An 18,914-nucleotide genomic window follows, 5' to 3' on the forward strand; every position below is an offset into this window, starting at 1 on the left:
TATAACTGAACAGCTCGTTTTGTTTGAGGTCGAGTCCACGCATCGGCTTGGGCTGGCTTCGGCAGAAGAGGATGGCCGCCATTTTGCCAGAGCCACGCGGGCTCTGGCTTTTTTCAACGGCCTGCTAGGCCAGAACTCGGTTGCGCGGCCAGTTCAATGAAATGGCGGATATTGCCCAGACGTGGCCGCAGCCGGGCGACGCACTCGGCAAAGCTGCTGTCGAACAGCAGCACCTGACTGCCGGCGTGGTTGATGGTGTAGACGATCTGTTCGTCCGACAGCCGCGGGTTGGCCGTGTGCAGCACGGCGCCGATGCCGGGCACGGCGAAGAACAGCTCGTAGTGACGGTGAGTATTCCAGGCCAGCGACGACACGCAATCTCCGGGGCCGATGCCGAGCTTGCCCAGCATGCTGGCGGCCTGCGCCGAACGGGCGGCGAGCCCGGCATAGTCATAACGCCAGAGGGGTTCGTCGACCAGCCGCGAGACGATTTCGCGATCACCGTGAGCACGGGCGGCGTGGGTGACGATGCTGCTGATCAACAGGGGGGCGTTCTGCATCAATCCTGGTTGCATGTTTCCTACCTCTATCTTGTTTTTATTGTGCAAGTGCCGGTCGAGGAAACGGCGTTCTACCGGCACCACTGAAATCACGTATCGATGCGCCTTGGGGCACGCAGGCGCAGCTGGTTCAGCTCAGGCCGGCCCTCCGAGGTTGCGCGCGATGACCAGGCGCTGAATATCGCTGGTGCCTTCGTAGATCTGGCAGACCCGCACGTCGCGGTAGATGCGCTCCACCGGGAAGTCGGACAGGTAGCCGTAGCCACCCAGGGTCTGTATCGCTGCCGAGCAGACCTTCTCCGCCATCTCCGAGGCGAACAGCTTGGCCATCGACGCCTCCACCAATGCCGGCCGTCCGGCTTCGCGCAACGCAGCGGCGTGATGCACCATCTGCCGCGCCACGGCGATCTGGGTGGCCATGTCGGCCAGGCGGAACGCCACCGCCTGATGCTCGATGATCGGCTTGCCGAAGGTTTCCCGGTCGCGGGCGTAATCACGCGCCGCCTCGAACGCCGCGCGCGCCATGCCGACCGCCTGGGCGGCGATGCCGATGCGTCCGCCTTCGAGATTGGCCAGGGCAATGCGATAACCCTCACCCTCCTCGCCCAACCGGTTGGCCACCGGCACGCGCAGGTCCTCGAAGGCGATCTGGCAAGTATCCGACGCGTGCTGGCCGAGCTTGTCCTCCACCCGCACCACCTGATAACCCGGGCTGTCGGTCGGCACGATAAAGGCACTGATACCGCGCTTGCCGGCGTCCGGATCGGTCACCGCGAAGACGATCACCGTGCCGGCATGCTTACCGGAGGTGATGAACTGCTTGGCGCCGTTGAGCACGTAATGATCGCCGTCGCGACGGGCGCGGGTGCGCGGGCTGCTGGCGTCGGAGCCCGCTTGCGGCTCGGTCAGCGCAAAGGCGCCGATCTGCTCACCACGGGCCAACGGAGTAAGGAAGTCACTCTTCTGCTGGTCATTGCCGAAACGCAGGATGGGCACGCAGCCCACCGAGTTGTGCACGCTCATGATGGTCGAGCAGGCGCCGTCACCGGCGGCGATCTCTTCCAGCGCCATGGCATAGGCCAGATAGCCGGTGTCGCTGCCGCCCCACTGCTCCGGCACCAGCATGCCGAAGAAGCCGAGCGCGGCCATTTCGCCAATTGCTTCGGCGGGATAGCGATGCTCGCGACTCCACTGTTCGGCAAAAGGCTTCAGCCGCTCCTGGGCAAACTGGCGGGCCATCTCGGCGATCGCGTTTTGATCTTCATTGGGCAGCATGGGTGCCTCCTCAGATCAGTTCGACGGCCATGGCGGTGGCTTCGCCGCCGCCGATGCAGATCGCCGCTACGCCACGGCGCAGACCACGTGCACGAAGGGCCGAAAGCAGCGTCACCAGGATCCGCGCGCCCGAAGCACCGATGGGATGGCCGAGCGCGCAGGCACCGCCGTTGACGTTGACCTTGGCGTGGTCCAGCCCCAACTCGCGCATGCTGGCCATGGCGACCACCGCGAAGGCTTCGTTGATCTCGAACAGATCCACGTCTCCGGTGGACCAACCGGTGCGCTCCATCAGCTTGCGGATCGCCCCGATCGGCGCGTTGGTGAACAGGTTCGGCGCATCGGCGTAGGCCGCGTGGCCGTGGATCACCGCCTGTGGCTGCAGGCCCCAGCGCTCGGCTTCGGAACGGCGCATCAACAGCAGCGCGGCGGCGCCATCGGAAATCGAGCTGGAGTTGGCCGCAGTCACCGTGCCGCCCTCGCGGAACGCCGGCTTCAGGCTGGGAATCTTTTCCGGCATCGCCTTGGGCGGCTGCTCGTCATCGCGGATCTGCCGCTGCTGTTTGCCCTGAGTGACGTCCAGCGCGACGATCTCATCGGCAAAGTGCCCTTCGGCGATTGCCGCCTGGGCCCGTCGCAGCGATTCCAGCGCGAACGCATCCTGCTCCTCACGGGTGAAGCCGAAGGCGTCGGCGCACTCCTCGGCAAAGGTGCCCATCAGGCGGCCCTTGTCGTAGGCGTCTTCCAGACCATCGAGAAACATGTGGTCGAGCACCCGGCCATGCCCCATGCGATAGCCGCCACGGGCGCGGTCGAGCAGGTAAGGCGCGTTGGACATGCTTTCCATCCCGCCGGCGACGACGATATCGGCACTCCCGGCGAGCAGCTGGTCGTGGGCCATGATCACCGTCTGCATGCCCGAGCCGCACATCTTGTTGACCGTGGTGCAGGTGGTGGCGCGGGTCAGCCCGGCGCTCAATGCCGCCTGGCGCGCCGGTGCCTGGCCCTGGCCGGCAGGCAGCACGCAGCCCATCAGCACATCCTGCACGTTCTCGGCCGGCAGGCCGCTGCGTTCCACGGTGGCACGGATGGCGGCAGCACCGAGCTGCCAGGCGGTCATCCCCTGCAGGTCGCCCTGAAAACCGCCCATGGGCGTGCGCGCACTGCTGACGATTACGATCGGATCATCTTTCATCTCTGCTTCCTTTACTTGGCGGCCATGCGCAAGGCGCCGTCGAGGCGAATCACCTCACCGTTGAGCATGCTGTTCTCGAAGATGTGCCGCACCAGCGCGGCGTATTCGGCCGGATGGCCCAGGCGTGGTGGGAACGGCACGCCGGCGGCCAGCGAGTCACGGATTTCCTGGGTCATGCCGGCCATCATCGGTGTCTCGAACACACCGGGGGCGATGGTCATCACGCGAATGCCGAAGCGCGCCAGCTCGCGCGCGGCCGGCAGGGTCATGCTGACCACACCGCCTTTGGACGCAGCATAGGCGGCCTGGCCGATCTGCCCGTCAAAGGCGGCAATCGATGCGGTATTGATGATCGCGCCGCGCTCGCCATCAGCGTCTGGCGCGTTCTCCGCCATCGCCTCGGCGGCCAGCCGCAGCATGTTGAAGCTGCCGATCAGGTTGATGCCGACGATGCGGCTGAAAGCGTCGAGGCTGTGCGGACCATTGCGTCCGAGCACTTTTTCGCCACCGGCGACGCCAGCGCAATTGACCAGCCCGTGCAGCCCGCCGAAATGTTCGCGCGCGGTGGCGACGGCATGGCGCGCGGCCTGTTCATCACGAATGTCGGCGGCGACGCCGAGGGCGCTAGGCCCGAGCGCCTGTGCCGTGGCGTTGGCCGCGGCTTCGTCCAGATCGGCGAGCACGACCTTGCCGCCCGCCTCGACCAGCGCCTGCGCCGCGGCAGCGCCAAGGCCGGAGGCGCCGCCAGTAATGAGGAATACCTTGTCGCGAATCTGCATGGCTGTCTCCCGTGCTTGTTGTTATTCGGTGCGAAGCCGGGGTTATCTTTGGACAGCGACACGGGTGCGGCAATGGTCGATGTTCTCAACCTGCCTGACCGTTTTGGCCAATGGCAAAAGGCAATCATCCCGCTATCGCTAAAGGCGTGAGGACAGCTGGAGGCCTCAGGCCCAACAACGCGCTATCAGGCGCGCGCCGGCGCCAGAATCAGGTTGCGGTAGTGCCCGGGATTGATACCTGTCCACTTGCGGAACGCCTTGTAGAACGAACTGACATCGGCAAACCCCAGCCGCTCGGCGATTTCGCCATAGCTGATGGCGGCGTCGGCCAGCCATTCGGTGGCCATTTCCTGGCGCAAGCCGTCCTTGATGGCCTGATAAGGCTGCCCCGCCTCCGCCAGCCGGCGACGCAGGGTCGAGGCCGAGATGCACAGGGTCTGTGCCAGCGTCTCGCTGTCTGGCCAGCGTTCGGCAGGCAGGCTGCGCAGGTGCTGTTTGATGCGACTGGCCAGGCTGGAGTGGTCGCGATAACGCACCAGGATGTTGGCTGGCGCTTCGGCGAGAAAGGCCTGCAATTCTGCTTCGCTACGACGGATCGGCAGATCGAGCACTTCGGCAGCGAAAATAATCCGCGTCGACGGCCGGCCGAAACGCAGGTTGTCGGAGAACATCACCCGGTAATCATCCGTGTAGTCCGGTTCGGCACAACGCAACTCGACCGCCAGCAGCGGGATACGCCGCCCCACCAGCCAGCAGGCCAGGCCGTGCAGGAGCATCCAGAAGGTGAAGTAGCAAAAGGCTCGCGCCGGCTCGGGGTTGCGTTCGCGCAGCACCACTTCAGCCAGGCTCTGGCTGCGGATCAGCTTGCCACGCAGGTTCTCCAGGCCCAGCCCGAGAAAGCTCAGTGCGTGAACCAGCGCCTTCTCCAGTGTCGGCTGCTGGATGCAGCTGCGGCTGAGAAAGACGAAGCTGCCCCAGCGCAGCCGGCGCGGGTCCATGCCGAAGAATTCGTCATCGAAGCGCCGCGCCAGGCGCAGCCAGAGTTGCGAGTAGTCGCGCACGTCCATGCGGCCGTCGGGATCTTGCAGGCAGGCGGGGTCGAGGCCGATCTCATCCAGCAGCTGCCCGGTGGATAGCCCGGGCTGCACAAAACCCAGCAGCGCCTCGGCTACCAGGCGGACGCTGATGCTGTCCCGGCGGGCTATCGCCGAGGCGGCTGCCTCGTCTGCTGTCGTTTGCGCCTCGCTGGTCATGCGGCTCGGTTTCCTGCCCTGTAGTCGTTGGCCGCCATGATCGGCCAGGCACGGTCGCGCTGTCAGCCCTTGCGTCACATCCAGCCCAGGGTCAACCCCATCACCATGAGGTAGCGCGCGGTCTTCGCCAACGTGACGATCAGCAGAAAGCTCCATAGCGGCTCACGCATCACGCCGGCGACCAGGGTCAGCGGATCACCAATGATCGGCACCCAGCTGAGCAGCAAGGTCCAGCGACCGTAGCGATGGTAGCTGTGCTGCGCCTTCGTCAGTTGCCGCTCGTTGACCGGAAACCAGCGCTTGTGGCGAAAATGCTCGACGTAACGCCCGAGCAGCCAGTTCACAACCGAGCCCAGCACATTGCCGAGGCTGGCCACGGCGACCAGGGCCCAGACCGTGTAGCGTTCGGAAAGAAGGAGGCCGGCGAGCACCGCCTCGGATTGCATCGGTAGCAGCGTGGCAGCCCCGAAGGCTGCGAGAAAAAGGCCGAGATAGCCGGAAAACGCGAACATCAACCGCCCCGTGAGCAGCATCCTGACTGGTGCGGCAGTATGCTCGAAACGATCCGCCCACGCCTGCGCTTACATCTCGTGAATACGGCTGACCTGCCGCGCCAGGCGCATGGTTTCGTGTTCCTCGAGGCGCAACAGGTCTTCGGCCAAGTTGCGCGCGCCGTCGATCTCGGCACGCCGCGCCAGTGATCGGTACAGATCGATGAACTGATTGTGGATGGTGAAGATGTCCAGCGAGATCTCCTCCACGGTCATGGTGTCGTAGGCCTTGCACGCCTGGTTGCGCAGCACCGGGTTGCGCGTCAGGTAGTCGTAGATCCAGGTGTGCAGCGCTTTCGGGTCCGCATGCTTCTCGATCTTGTCGACCGTCTCGGCCAGCGCGCGCTCGTGGTCGGCTATGTATACGAGCAGCCATTTGGCGCGGGTCTCGTCATGCTTGTCGGAACAGCGCGCCATGCATCGCGCCAGCATGGCGTGGGTGTCGCGTGTCCAGTCGACCAGGTCTTCGAATCGCTCGATCTTCATCGCCAAATCTCCGCTGGGTGGCAGCCACAGATACCGCGTCGACATGCCTGCCGACGCACGAGTCCGTCATTTCCCGCGCACGTTTGCATTACTCAGGTTAAAGACTAGCTCACCCGCAGGCCCATACCGCGCGGCGGCCTGTCGCGCTGCACGATGCTGCGCAGCGCGGTGAGGCTCAGCCGAACACAGTGACGGTCTGACGGCTCAGCGCGACCAATTCTCCGGTTGGTGTCCACAACGCCGCGGCGCAGTGGCCGTAGCCGTCACGGGCATGCTCGATAACGGCGCGGTACATGCACCAGTCGTGGCTGTCGAGTTCAGGCAACGGCTGGATGAATTCGATGGTCCAGGTCAGTGAACTGCCGGGCGCGAAGCTCTTCAGATGCGGCAACACGGCAGGCGGCCAGGCATCGACCAGCGCCAGCAGGTGCGCTTCAGTCATCGGCTCGCGGGGTACATCACCACGCTGGCGCACCCAGCCGCCCATTTCGCGGGACGCGTTGCCGGAAAATGGCAGCCCGCCGATGCCCCAGCGCATGGCCAGGTAGCGGGTAAATTCCGGCGTTACGCCTGCTACGTAAGGCAGTTCCTGGCAGGCTTCGACCGGTGGCATGGCCGGCGCCGGCTCGGCCGCGACATCCACGACGGAACTGCGCGCTGCGCCGAAGCTGCCCTGGACTATGGTGACCACCTGCCCGTCCTGCATCACGCGGCCTAGCATCTGGCTCACGGCCTTGCCTTCTCGCAGTACCTCGGCCTCGAAGCTCGCCGGCGTGTCCAGCGCCAGCGGCCCGACGAAGGTGATCGCCAGCGAACGCAGCGGTCTGCCGTCGGGCACCTTGGCGCGCATGCTTTCGAAGACCAGCGCGGCGACCAGACCGCCGAAACCGGCACGCCCCTGTCCCCAGCTGGCCGGTACCACCACACTGCCGGGGTTGTCACGCACCGCCTGCAACAGCTCGCAAAGCTCCATATCCACCTCGTTATCGTTCGTTATGCGAGCGATGTTAAAGGGGCGCCGGTGAGGGTGCGAGCCTGCCTGGCAGAAGCGGCCGCATGAAATGCCGAATCATCCATGCCGGCAATGGACGTCAGCCACGTTGTGCCGGCGCAGCGGGACGCCAGGGCAGCGCCCGGCGCAGCTGGCTCAAGGCGCGTGACAGGTCGTCAGTCGCATCAGTTTGCTGGGCGTAGCGCTGCGCCTCGTAGAGGCTGACGAACGCAAGAATGGCCGGCGCCTGTTCGGGCAGCATCGCTGCGGCGCGCTGGGCAAAACTACGGGCGCCCTCGCCTTTGTGGCGGCGCGCGCCATGACGTGCCAGAAGTCGTTCGAAGCGCCGGAACAGGCGCTGATGAACGTCCGTTTCGCGCCGCCAAGGCTTGAACAGCAGCAGCACGAGCACGCCGGTCAGCACACCCAGCAGCGCCACCAGGCCAAGACCGAGCGTCTGCCCGTCCAGCTTGCCGAACCAGCGTTGCAGCATCTGCGACTGCTGCTCGTCCTGATAGCTGAGTACCCAGCGCTGCCAGCCGTAATTGAGGCTGTCCCAGCGCAGGCGCAGCGCGTTCATCCAGCCGATGTCACGGTAGCGCAGCAGTGACATCGGTTCGTCGGCGAGAAAGCTCTGCTCACGGGCCAGCGCCTGCTCCAGGCCCTGCTCCACCCGCTCGGGCGCGACCTGGAAGGTCGGGTCGACACTGACCCAACCGCGCTCAGCGACCCAGTATTCGACCCAGGCGTGGGCGTCGAACTGGTGAACGGAGAGATAATTGCCCGCCGGGTTGACCTCACCGCCCTGATAGCCCGCCACCACCCGGGCCGGAATGCCCGCTGCGCGCAGCACGAAAGTCATGGCGCCGGCGTAGTGTGCGCAGAAACCGCTGCGCGTCTCGAACAGGAAGTCATCGACGATATCGTTCCCCACCGGCGGCGGCTCCAGGGTGTAGTGATAGGGCTGGCTGTTGAAGTGCTTCAACAGCGCATCCACCATCGCCTGCGGCTCCTGCGCAGAGCGCCGTAGCTCGGTCGCCCAGGCGCGAGCGCGTGGATTGCCCTGCTCCGGCAGCTGCAATGCACGGCCGAGGCTCGCCGGTGCGCTGGTCGCTTCGCGACGCGCGTCCAGCCATGAGGTCGCCTGATACATCAGCGGCTTGTTCACCGGCTGGCGGCGCTGGAGATGAAAATCTGCCATCAGCTGCGCCTCGCCGCTCGCGACCTGCGGCACATCCAGCGCGAACAGCCAGGGCTGACCGCTGGGCTGCATGACGATGCTGTAACTGAGCGGCTCACCAGCCGCCTGCCACTCCGGCGCCTGGGGAAGCTGCGAGGCGTAGGACTGCGACCAGCGACGACCGTCGAAGCGTTCGAAGGTCACCGCGCGCCAGTAGAGCTGGTCGCGGGGCGGAATGTCGCCGTCGAAGGTGACGCGAAAGGCCAGCTCCGCCGAACGGCCAAGACGGGCGATATCGCCGGGCGCCATGTGATCGGCCAGGCCGGTTGTGCCGCGGTCGCCGGCCTGCGGCAACGACCACAGCGGCGGCAGGCGGGGGAAGAACAGGAACAGCACCAGCATCAGCGGAATCGCCTGCAACAGCAGCGAACCGGCCAGGCGTACCGTCGGCCATGGTCGGGTGACCAGGCTACTCTGCTGCAGCCCGATCATCGCGGCCAGCAATGCGGTGACGGGCAGCAGGCTATACAGTCCGGCGATCAGGCTGTCCTCGAACAGGTAGCTGGTCACCACCGCGAAGAAGCCGAGGAAGATCAGTACCAGTGCATCGCGACGGGTGCTCATCTCCACGAGCTTGAGAATGAACGCAGCGATCAGCAGCACCACGCCGGCTTCCAGGCCGACCAGGCTGCCGCGCGAGAAATACACGCCGAAGCCGGCGCCAATCATCAGCAGCGCCTTGAGCCAGCTGCGCGGATAACGCGCACGCATGCGGAATATCTGGATCCGCCAGCTGGCGCAGCCCAACCACAGGCCGATGATCCATAGCGGCAGATGAGTGAGGTGCGGCAGGATCACCAGCACCTGCGCCACCAGCAGCCAGATCAGGCTGTTGCGCGGAATTCCCGGCTTCGCGCTCACTTCGCGCCCTCCTCGCTCAGGCCATGCAGCGCCAGTGCACGCAGGCAGGCATCCCGATGAGCCTGCCCGCCATCGGGTCCGACCAGCTCACCCGGCAGGCGCAGTGCGAACGGTTGCTGCTTGTCGCTGAGGTCGACGACCCAGTGGCAGAGCCTCGACAGGCGCTGCTCGGTGTCGCCGTCCAGGGCATCGAAGTCGAGCAGCGGATCGTTGCCGAGCAGGCTGGCGAAATCCTTCACCAGCAGGCCCTGGCCACGGGAATAGGCCTTCCAGTGCAGGCGTCGGCGCGGATCGCCCGGCTGCCAGGCCCGTAGCCCTTGATAGTCGTCGACACCGGCGCCGCGCGTCAGTGTGCCCTCATCCTCGGTTTCCGGCGCACTGCCGCCAGGAGGGCGCTCGGCAAACGATGGCTGCGGGTAGACCAGCGCCGCCAACTCCAGATCGATCCAACTCCAGGCCACCAGCAGGCCCAGCGGAAACCGGCTCTCGACCCGCACACGCCCCGGTCGCAGCCAGCCGCGGCGTTGCGTCGGCAGGCTCAATTCGACTTCGACGGCGCCGCCCGCCGGCACATCGACCAGGCGCAAGCCGCTGGCCGGCCAGCCGAGCGCCACCGCCTGATAGGCGCGACCGGGACTTTCCAGACGCACCCGCAACAGCGCCTGCTCACCGACGAATGCTGCGGTGGTTCCGCCCGCCTGCAGGACCAGGCCGGCAAGATTGCGCCAGGTATGCAGGATGGTGACGAGATACAACGACCCGAGCAGAAAGGTCAGGCCGTAGGCCAGGCTGTTCTGGTAGTTGATCGCGGTCAGCAGCATCAGCAGCAGCGCCACCAGGAACGCCAGCCCGACCGCGGTGGGCATGATGAAGATGCGCCGCTGGTTCAGGCGCACGCTGGAAGCGGGCGGGATACGCCGTAGCAGCCAGCGGTCACGAAAGCGCGGCAACAGCCTCACGACAGTTGCCCGCCGTCATGCGCGGATGTCGCTGTCACAGCGCAGGCACTTCGCGCAGCAACCACTGCACCAGCGCGCCGCCGCCGTGACCGGTGGCATCCGCGCGCTCGCGCAGGCGATGACCGACCACGGTTGGCAACACCGCCTGCACGTCTTCCGGGATCACGTAGTCGCGACCGTCGAGAAACGCCCAGGCACGTGCAGCCGCAAGCAGGGCCAGGCTGCCACGCGGCGACAGTCCCCAGGCGAATTGCGGCTGCGTGCGGGTGGCCTCCACCAGTCGCAGCACGTAATCGACCAGCGCATCGCTGACCCGCACGTTGCCCACTGCGTCCTGAATGGCACGTAGTTCGTCGTGTTCCAGCAGCGGTTCGAGGCGGGTCAGCAGATCGCGTCGCGACTCGCCCAACAGCAGCGCCTTTTCCGCTGCCTTGGCCGGATAGCCCAGGGAAACGCGCATGAGAAAGCGGTCTAGCTGCGATTCCGGCAACGCAAAGGTGCCGCCTGAACTGACCGGGTTCTGTGTGGCGATGACGAAGAATGGGTCAGGTAACGGGCGCGTCGCCCCCTCGATGGTGACCTGCCCCTCCTCCATGGCTTCAAGCAGCGCGCTCTGGCTCTTCGGCGTGGCGCGGTTGATCTCGTCGGCCAGCACCAGCTCGGCGAAGATCGGACCCGGGTGGAAGACGAACTGTCCGCTGTCCTTGTCGAACACCGAGGTGCCGAGAATGTCGCCGGGCAGCAGATCGGAGGTGAACTGGATGCGCTGGAACTCCAGTCCCAGCACCTTGGCCAGGGTATGGCTCAGGGTGGTCTTGCCCATGCCCGGCATGTCTTCGACCAGCAGATGACCTCGGGCCAAGAGACAGGCAAGGGCCAGTCGAACCTGGGCTTCCTTGCCGAGCAATACTTCGTTGACTGCTCGCAGGCAGGCGTCCAATCGGGTGCGCATAGACTCTCCTTCGTTCGTCGCCCTGATGCTACTGGTCAGCTGCGGCCAGGCAAAGCGAAGGAAATGCCCGGTGACGAGTTTGTGATCCTGGCACCGTTGCAACGCTCACGCCGCTGCGCCTGTTTCCAGACGATGGAAAGCAGCTGCAGACATTGCTTGTGAGATGACGGCCGCGGGAAAGCGGTAAGCGAGCCGGAAAGCTCGAAGGCAATTGCCGGCCCGTGCGCTAGCGAACGGACCAGCAACTGGAGGCGCCGGCTCAGCGACCGGCGCGGGATTCGCGAAGGTAGAAGCGCGCCTTCTGCGCTTTCTGCGTGCAACCGCGGAAGGCTTCGAACTGCTGCTGCGTCTTGGCGCCGGTCAGCAAGGCCATGGCCTTGGAGTAGCTGACCGTACCGGCGAAGCCTTCGGCTTCCGCCAGGCTCTGCTCCTTCCACGCCGCATTCAGCTCCGCGGCGCAGCTGTCACGGTATGCCGTCTTGCCAGCACAACCGGCCAGCAACAGAACCAGCAAAGGCAAAGATAGCCAGGTTTTCATCGCATGATCCCTCGTATGCCATTCAGGAGTTAAGGCGCAGCTCGCGCCTGACGGTGCCGCAAATACTCGACCACGGACGGCTGGTCGCCAGCGAACTCGATACGCTCGGCCTTGCTCTCGCGCTGATAGGCGTACATGGGATCGTAATACTCACCCAGCAGCGTCTCAATCCAGGCGCGATGCAGGTCGACAGAGCCACTACGCGCCTGCTCCGCCAGCGCTTGATCCATCAGCAATGCCAGGCGCTGGTAACGCTCGCCGCCGAGTCGCTTGCTGATATTGACCAGACTTTGCTGCAGACGCTCGGCGAATGCAGCGAAACCGTTTTCGCCCTGCTCGGCGATGAATTCAGCGCACAGGTCGATCACGTAGTCCTTGAGAATTCGCTCGACGCGCCCTTCCAGGCTGTCCTCCAGCCAGACCAGCGGAAATTCCTGCATGCCGTTGAACAGCGGCAATGGAATCGAGCAACGCCCGACCAGACGCGCCTCGTCCTCGACAACGAACGTCTCGATGCCCGCTGCACGCATCTTCAGCAGCCGGATCGCCAGGGCATTCTCGAAATCGATCTGCGCCGGCTGTGGTGTCGCGCGCTTGCCGAAGCTGGAGCCACGGTGATTGGCCAAGCCTTCCAGGTCCAGGCTGTTATCCAGCTGCGCCAGCACTTCGGTCTTGCCGGTACCGGTCATCCCGCCCACCAGCACGAAACCGCACTGCTCGACAGCCTGATCAATGGTATCCAGCAAGAAATGGCGCATCGCCTTGTAGCCGCCGACGACCCGCGGGTACTCGATGCCCATCTCGTCCTTCAGCCATTGCTGGACGATCTTCGAACGCAAACCACCACGGAAGCAGTACAGGTAGCCGTTCGGATGAGCCCGGGCGAAATCGGCCCAGGCCTGAAGCCGCTCCGCCTTGGTCTTGCCGGACACCAGCTGATGGCCCAGCTCGATGGCGGCTTTCTGGCCGTGCTGCTTGTAGCAGGTGCCGACCTTCTGCCGCTCGATGTCGCTCATCAGCGGCAGGTTGACTACGCCGGGAAACGCGCCCTTGTCGAATTCCACCGGCGCACGGGCATCCATCATCGGGGTGTCGTGGAGGAACAACGCGCGAAAATCTTCGGTATCGCTGCGCATCAACGCACCTCTACTGCATGACTGCGCGCGTCCACCAGCTGGCCGATCGGCTCCAAGGCGAGGCCGAGCTCGGCGCAAACGGCGAGGAATTCAGCTTCGCCTTCCGGCGCCACGGCGACCAGCAAGCCACCACTGGTTTGCGGGTCACAGAGCAGCTGCTTGTGGCGTTCGTCGAGCGTGGCGATGCGTTCACCGTAGCTGTCGAAATTGCGCTGGGTGCCGCCGGGCACGCAGCCCTGCTCCAGGTAATATTCGATGCCCGGCAGGCGCGGGACGCGAGGGTAGTCGATCTCGGCGGTCAGGCCGCTGCCGTCGGCCATTTCCACCAGATGGCCGAGCAGGCCGAAGCCGGTGACGTCAGTCATGGCGCGAACGCCTTCAAGCTTGCCGAAACGGCTGCCGGCGGTGTTCAGCGTGCACATCCAGTCGCGGGCCAAGCCGATGTCCTCGGCGCGCAGCTTGGCCTTTTTCTCCGCGGTAGTGAGGATGCCGATGCCCAGCGGCTTGGTCAGGTACAGCTTGCAGCCGGCGGTAGCGGTGTCGTTGCGCTTCATCTGATGCTTGTTCACCAGGCCGGTGACGGCCAGGCCGAAGATCGGCTCGGGCGCATCGATCGAATGGCCGCCGGCGAGGGGAATGCCTGCGGCATCGCAGACGGCGCGGCCACCGGCGATCACTTCTCGGGCGACTTCCGGCGGCAGCACGTTGACCGGCCAGCCGAGGATGGCGATGGCCATGAGCGGATCGCCACCCATGGCGTAGATGTCGCTGATGGCATTGGTCGCAGCAATGCGACCGAAATCGAACGGATCGTCGACGATGGGCATGAAGAAGTCTGTGGTCGACACCACGCCGCGCTCTTCATCGATGCCATACACCGCGGCGTCATCACGCGAGGCGTTACCGACCCAAAGGCGCGGATCGAGGTTCTGCGCACCGCTGCCGGCAAGAATCACATCCAGCACCTTAGGCGATATCTTGCAGCCGCAGCCGGCGCCGTGACTGTACTGGGTGAGGCGGATCGGTTCGCTCATCAGGCTCTCTCGTGACACGTGCACAAACGGGCGGCGATTGTAGCAAAGGCCACCGTGATTTCGCCGGTTGCCGCTGGATTCTGGCACGCGGTGACAGGCTCGCACATGACGAGTTCCCGATCAGCGCTTGCAGGCTCGCCGGCCAGGCATGAAGCTATCGCGAGTGCCACAGGGAGAACCGCATGAGTAAGAAAGTTGCACTGGTATTGGGATCCGGTGGCGCACGGGGCTATGCGCACATCGGCGTGATCGAGGAACTGGAGGCACGTGGCTACGAGATCGCCTGCATCGCCGGCTGCTCCATGGGCGCGGTCGTGGGCGGCATCTATGCAGCTGGCAAGCTCGACGAGTACCGCAGCTGGATCGAAAGCCTCGATTATCTGGATCTGCTGCGCCTGGTCGACCCGAGCTTCAGTCTCGGCGCGATCCGCGGCGAAAAGGTGTTCGGCCGCATCCGCGACATGGTCGGCAAGACCCGCATCGAGGATCTGCCGATTCCGTTCACCGCGGTCGCCACCGACCTGACCAATCAGCAGGAAATCTGGTTTCAGGAAGGCAGCCTGGAACTGGCGATGCGCGCCTCCGCGGCCATCCCGAGCCTGTTCACGCCGGTCATGCAGGGCAATCGCATGCTGGTCGACGGCGGCCTGCTCAATCCCCTACCGATCGTCCCGGTGGTGTCGGCGCATTGCGACATGATCATCGCGGTCAACCTCAACGCCAACAATCACAAGCAATATCCGCTGCCGGAGATCGAGCGCCCCGGCCGCTTCGACTCGCTCATGACCTCGATCAGCTCGCACATCCCGTTCTGGCGCAAGGACGAAGCCGAGCTGACCGAACAGATCGAGGATATCCGCGCAGGCGAACTGACTCGCGGTGATCAGCCACCGGCCGCACCGACCAGCCGCAGCGCGCCTCGATCGGCGGAAGGCTCGACGGTAATCGATGTGACTGGCCCGGCGTCGCTGCTGGAGCTGATCAACCAGAGCTTCGATGTCATGCAGTCTTCGCTGGCGCAGTACAAGATCGCCGGCTATCCGCCGAATGTACTGGTCAATATTCCGAAGCGGGCCTGCCGCTTCTACGAGTTCTACAAGGCGCCGGAGCTCATAGCGCTGGGCCGCATCGTCGCCCACGACGCCCTCGTGCGCTACGAAGAGGAGCAGTGACCGGCAGACGCCACCTCACCGCCCGGCAGGTTCCCGCCGCTCGTTCGCGAGCTGCGTCGATTCGTGCGGTGGCATCTGCGGCACCTCCTTGATCAGCCAGTCACCCAGCAGGCTATAGGCGACCGCGAGCAGGGTCGGGCCGAGGAACAGCCCCATGAAACCGAACGCGAGAATGCCGCCGAACACACCGAGCAGCACCACCACCAGCGGCAGATTGCCCCCTCGGCTGATCAGATAGGGTTTGAGCACGTTGTCCACGCCGCTGATGATGAACATCCCCCAGACGCCGAGGAAGATCGCCATACCGTAATCGCCCTGCCAGGCCAGCCAGGCAACGGCTGGGCCCCAGATCAGCGGCGGCACCATGATGAAGCTACAGGCGAAGGTCAGCAGCCCGAGCACCAGCGCCCCCGGCACCCCGGCGATGAGAAAACCGATGTAGGCCAGAATCGCCTGAGCCGCGGCAGTGCCTATCACCCCGTTGACCACTCGCTGCACCGTCCCCGCAACGAGTTCCAGATAATGATCCGCACGGTCACCGATCAGCCTGTGCAACAGGCTATGGACGAATGCCGACAAGCGTGGCCCATCGCGATAGAAAAAGAACACCAGCACCAGGCTCAGCGCCAGTTCGAGCATCCCGCCGCCGATGCGCGCGCTGCGCACCAGGAGCCAGTTGGCGACTTGGCCGATGTAGGGCCGAATGCTGGCGATCAGCGCCGTGCCCTGCTCGTCCACGGTGCTCCAGAAATTCAGCAGTGCATCGCCTATCAGCGGCACCTCACCCAGCCAGGCCGGCGCCGGCGGTAGTCCCTCAACCTGCAGATCGTGCAGCAATGCATTGGCATCGCGTATCTGGTCGGCGATGTTGAAGCCCAGCCAAACCAGCGGCACCGCCACCAGAACCATCCAGCTGAACGTGAGCAGACCGGCGGCGAGCGTGGCATTGCCATTCAGCCAACGGGTCAGCACGCGCATGACCGGCCAGCTGGCGAATGCCAGAACGGCAGCCCAGAACAACGCGGAAGCAAAGGGCGCCAGTACCCAGAGACAGGCGGCCAGCAGCCCGAGGAGCAGAATCTGCACCAGCAGGCGATCATTGTTGAGCATGCGAAGTTACTCTACTGAAAAGAGCCGGCGCGTTCTGTCAGCAACGCGCCAGCGAAGACGGCTATTGCAGCCGTTACGCAGGATCAGCGCAATAGTCTGATGAGCAAACCGGGTTGCTCCGACTCATCCACTTCCAGGCGGCCGCCACGAATGCGTTCGGCGACCAGCGCCTCACGCCAGGCCGCTGCGCTGCGGCCGGCCAGGCTCACCCGCGTTGTGCTGTCCAGGCGCATGACGTTGGCTAGCAGCGCACCCCACTCGGCCGTCGGCTCATCGGCCAGATCCGGTAGACGCAGTTCGCCAGTGCTGCGCAGCTGTCGTTGTAATGTCGCCGCAGTCGGCAGTACACCCGTCAAAGGCCGGTCGGAGAGAAGTTGTTCGACATGCAGATAAGGCCTACCGTTGCCACGGGTAATCCCGTACAGCGCGATCAGTTCGCCCTCACCCCCGGGCATGCGCGCCAATAGATAGGCCTGCTGCGCCTCGGGACCGTAGAGCATCGACTTGTCGAAGATTGCGTTGGCCCACAGACTGCTGGAACCACACTCACGCCCTTCGCACCAAAAGAGCAACTCGGCGCCCCGTTGCAACAGCGTGCCGCGAGCCTCGGTAAAGGCTTCAATACCCGTGTGCGTGGCTGGCAATTGATAGGTGATCGCGGTCAGCTCGCCAGAGACGACCACCTGGGAGGCCATCCGCAGGTTGCCACTGATGCGACGTATCGAGTCCTGCGGATACACCCGCTCCTGAACCTGGGTTTGCCGGTAATCGACGATCTGCGCCTGGGCAAAACGAGGCAGGCGCTCCAGATCGGCGCTCCCGGTAACGTCAGCCGCCAGCACAGCGGCGGAGAAAAACGCCGCCGCTGCTATCCATGCACTTCGCATAACTCTCCTCAACGGGACACCTTCGACTGCTTGCCGAAGCTCAACCGGCGTATCGCGTCGCATGGACCCGATAGGCTCAGAACGTCAGCAGGCCGGTGCTCGCAGGGAAACGTGGCACTGTAGCGATCGATCATTGCGCTGGCTCTGCTGGAACATTGCTTCCCAGCCTCGCCAGTTGGCAAAAGCAAGTCAAGCAAGGGTTTGCGAGAGAGTATTGCGAGCCCGCCGGATACGTCAGTCGTGCAAGAAGCTGTTGAATACCCTGGCGACCGCCTCAGCGCCAATGTCATCGTCCAGATGCAAATGATGCCCACCCACCAGGCGGCGGATATCGAACGGGAAGCTTTCGACAAGCTCAAGCAGCTCAGGCTGCATCATCAACCCCTGCTCGGCCAGCACCAGGCTGGTCGGGCAAGCGACCCGACTGACGAAGGCCAACGCATGGGCGCGGGTCAGCCGCATTGCCGAGGGAAGCATCAGGCGTGGATCTGTGCGCCAGGTGTAGCCGCCGGGCACAGGCATCAACCCGCGCAGTGCGAGCATCTCGGCCGCCTCGCGACTGACCGCGCCGACACCTTTCATCCGCGCTTCCACAGCTTGGTCGAAACTCGCGTAGACCGGCTTGCGCTTGTCGTTCACCGCGAGCAGCGCCTCGAGGGCGGAACCAAGCTTCTGCGGCGCGCTATCAGCCTCGCCGGTGTAGGGAATCACGCCGTCGATCAATGCGAGCCGCTCGACGCGCTCGGGTAGCGCACCGGCGAGCAGCACGGAAACGATCGCGCCCATGGAGTGCCCGAGCAATGAAAAGCGCTGCCAGCCAAACTGCTCGGCGACCTGCAGCACGTCATGGGCGTAGTCCCAGATGTTGTATCCGGCCCCGATCGGACGATGATCGGAATGGCCGTGACCAGGCAGATCCAGCGCCACGATGCGCAGCCCTTTCAGCCTGGGCGCCAGCCGGCTGAAGGTCGCCGCGTTATCCAGCCAGCCATGCAACGCAATCACCGGCTTACCATCGTCGGGCCCGTAAAGATGCGCCGCCACCTCGAGATGCGGCAGGCTCAGCCGGACTTCTTCGAACAGCACGCTCATGCAGCCCCCTTGGAAAGCTCGGTATAGCTGCCCCAGCGGCCAAGTAGTTCACGCAGCTTTTCGGCGGTCTGCTGCGGCTGTTCGAACGGAAACATGTGGCCTCCTGGCAAGCTGTGCGCTTCGCCACGCGACATCAGCCGCAGCAGATAACCATGATGCGGCAGCACGACACGACTATCGCGCCCGCGAATCATCGCCAGCGGAATCTTCAAGGCCGGCGGCCAACCGGGAGTGAGATGAGGCACGCTGCGATAGATGCTGATTTCGGTCTGCGGATCGAAACGCAGGCGCACCCCCTGCCCCACAGGCTCCAGACCATGCTCGATATAGGCTTCGAGGCATTCCGGATCAAAGCTGCTGAACAGGGCTTTACCGGCGAAATAGGCGCGTGCCTCTTCGACACTGGCGAACTGTTCGCGCCGTCCTAGCGTGCGGCCAGCCGGCGTCAGCCGGTCGATGAAACCGAGGCGCTTGGCCGCCCAGATCACCGTCTGGTCGAACCAGGTCGGTATCGGCGAATCCAGCATGACGACCCCGTGGTACAGCTCCGGGCGCAGCAGCGCGGCGCGGTAGTGCAGCATGCCACCGAACGAATGCCCTACCCCCCACACCGGCTCGTGCAATCGATCTAGCTGCTCGAACAACTCGTCGAGCAGGTTGTTCCAGTTATCGTCGACCGGAAAGCGCGGGTCGTGCCCATGGCGGTCCATGTGCGTGACCCGGTATTCCGGCGCCAAGGCGTCGAACAGCTTGCGATAGGTGGCCGAGGGAAAGCCATTGGCGTGGGCGAAGAAGATGCGTTGCGACATGGAAGGCATTGCCGGACAGACTGAAGCCTCATTG

18 protein-coding genes and 1 pseudogene are annotated in these 18,914 nt (G+C 64.7%); 1 reads left to right on the forward strand and 18 read right to left on the reverse strand.

Going from position 1 to position 18,914, the window contains the following annotated elements; all coding sequences use genetic code 11:
* Window positions 1–122: 122 nt before the first annotated feature.
* The 14 genes and pseudogenes from IEG05_RS10690 to selD all read right to left on the reverse strand — a co-directional run.
* Window positions 123–560, reverse strand: a pseudogene (locus tag IEG05_RS10690) (AMP-binding protein); the annotation flags it as partial.
* 135 nt (window positions 561–695) lie between these two features.
* Complete coding sequence (locus IEG05_RS10695) at window positions 696–1,835, reverse strand: acyl-CoA dehydrogenase (RefSeq protein WP_191122024.1); 1,140 nt, start codon at window positions 1,833–1,835, stop codon at window positions 696–698.
* Window positions 1,836–1,845: 10 nt separating this feature from the next.
* Window positions 1,846–3,030, reverse strand: coding sequence for an acetyl-CoA C-acyltransferase (locus tag IEG05_RS10700; RefSeq protein WP_191122025.1), 1,185 nt, complete (start codon window positions 3,028–3,030; stop codon window positions 1,846–1,848).
* 11 nt (window positions 3,031–3,041) lie between these two features.
* Window positions 3,042–3,809, reverse strand: coding sequence for an SDR family NAD(P)-dependent oxidoreductase (locus IEG05_RS10705; RefSeq protein ID WP_090519776.1), 768 nt, complete (start codon window positions 3,807–3,809; stop codon window positions 3,042–3,044).
* A gap of 185 nt (window positions 3,810–3,994) precedes the next feature.
* A complete protein-coding gene (locus IEG05_RS10710; RefSeq protein ID WP_191122026.1) occupies window positions 3,995–5,062 on the reverse strand; it encodes an AraC family transcriptional regulator in 1,068 nt (355 codons plus the stop codon).
* Between the two features lie 74 nt (window positions 5,063–5,136).
* Complete coding sequence (locus IEG05_RS10715) at window positions 5,137–5,574, reverse strand: YqaA family protein (protein WP_191122027.1); 438 nt, start codon at window positions 5,572–5,574, stop codon at window positions 5,137–5,139.
* A 69-nt stretch (window positions 5,575–5,643) separates the two neighbouring features.
* Window positions 5,644–6,099, reverse strand: coding sequence for an ATPase (locus IEG05_RS10720; protein ID WP_191122028.1), 456 nt, complete (start codon window positions 6,097–6,099; stop codon window positions 5,644–5,646).
* A 175-nt stretch (window positions 6,100–6,274) separates the two neighbouring features.
* On the reverse strand, window positions 6,275–7,072 hold the full coding sequence (locus IEG05_RS10725; protein WP_014820445.1) for an acyl-CoA thioesterase: 798 nt from the start codon (window positions 7,070–7,072) through the stop codon (window positions 6,275–6,277).
* A gap of 118 nt (window positions 7,073–7,190) precedes the next feature.
* On the reverse strand, window positions 7,191–9,191 hold the full coding sequence (locus tag IEG05_RS10730) for a transglutaminaseTgpA domain-containing protein (protein ID WP_191122029.1): 2,001 nt from the start codon (window positions 9,189–9,191) through the stop codon (window positions 7,191–7,193).
* Entirely contained in the window at window positions 9,188–10,150 is a 963-nt protein-coding gene (locus tag IEG05_RS10735; RefSeq protein ID WP_191122030.1) for a DUF58 domain-containing protein, read from the reverse strand. The genes IEG05_RS10730 and IEG05_RS10735 overlap by 4 nt, the downstream gene beginning before the upstream one ends.
* 34 nt (window positions 10,151–10,184) lie before the next feature.
* Window positions 10,185–11,102, reverse strand: a complete 918-nt coding sequence (locus IEG05_RS10740) for an AAA family ATPase (protein WP_014820448.1) — start codon at window positions 11,100–11,102, stop codon at window positions 10,185–10,187.
* A 259-nt stretch (window positions 11,103–11,361) separates the two neighbouring features.
* Entirely contained in the window at window positions 11,362–11,640 is a 279-nt protein-coding gene (locus IEG05_RS10745) for a hypothetical protein (RefSeq protein WP_014820449.1), read from the reverse strand.
* Between the two features lie 29 nt (window positions 11,641–11,669).
* Entirely contained in the window at window positions 11,670–12,776 is a 1,107-nt protein-coding gene (gene mnmH, locus IEG05_RS10750; protein ID WP_191122031.1) for a tRNA 2-selenouridine(34) synthase MnmH, read from the reverse strand.
* On the reverse strand, window positions 12,776–13,810 hold the full coding sequence (gene selD / locus IEG05_RS10755) for a selenide, water dikinase SelD (protein WP_090519760.1): 1,035 nt from the start codon (window positions 13,808–13,810) through the stop codon (window positions 12,776–12,778). Before selD ends, mnmH begins: the two co-directional genes overlap by 1 nt.
* Window positions 13,811–13,992: 182 nt before the next feature.
* Between selD and IEG05_RS10760 the strand changes: the two genes are divergently transcribed.
* Window positions 13,993–14,982, forward strand: a complete 990-nt coding sequence (locus IEG05_RS10760; RefSeq protein ID WP_041014078.1) for a patatin-like phospholipase family protein — start codon at window positions 13,993–13,995, stop codon at window positions 14,980–14,982.
* Window positions 14,983–14,997: 15 nt separating this feature from the next.
* On the opposite strand, the gene IEG05_RS10765 is transcribed toward IEG05_RS10760, so the two are convergent.
* The 4 genes from IEG05_RS10765 to IEG05_RS10780 all read right to left on the reverse strand — a co-directional run bounded on the left by IEG05_RS10765 (window position 14,998) and on the right by IEG05_RS10780 (window position 18,880).
* Entirely contained in the window at window positions 14,998–16,092 is a 1,095-nt protein-coding gene (locus tag IEG05_RS10765; RefSeq protein ID WP_191122032.1) for an AI-2E family transporter, read from the reverse strand.
* A gap of 83 nt (window positions 16,093–16,175) precedes the next feature.
* Window positions 16,176–16,979: a DUF4892 domain-containing protein gene (locus IEG05_RS10770; RefSeq protein ID WP_023447214.1), complete on the reverse strand. Its 804-nt coding sequence runs from the start codon at window positions 16,977–16,979 to the stop codon at window positions 16,176–16,178.
* 234 nt (window positions 16,980–17,213) lie between these two features.
* Entirely contained in the window at window positions 17,214–18,071 is an 858-nt protein-coding gene (locus tag IEG05_RS10775) for an alpha/beta hydrolase (protein WP_046620182.1), read from the reverse strand.
* Window positions 18,068–18,880 (reverse strand): alpha/beta fold hydrolase, encoded by an 813-nt coding sequence (locus tag IEG05_RS10780; protein ID WP_046620181.1) that lies wholly within the window; start codon window positions 18,878–18,880, stop codon window positions 18,068–18,070. The genes IEG05_RS10775 and IEG05_RS10780 overlap by 4 nt, the downstream gene beginning before the upstream one ends.
* Between the last annotated feature and the right edge of the window lie 34 nt (window positions 18,881–18,914).

It is taken from the genome of Stutzerimonas kunmingensis (assembly GCF_014764705.1).
Lineage (GTDB): Bacteria > Pseudomonadota > Gammaproteobacteria > Pseudomonadales > Pseudomonadaceae > Stutzerimonas.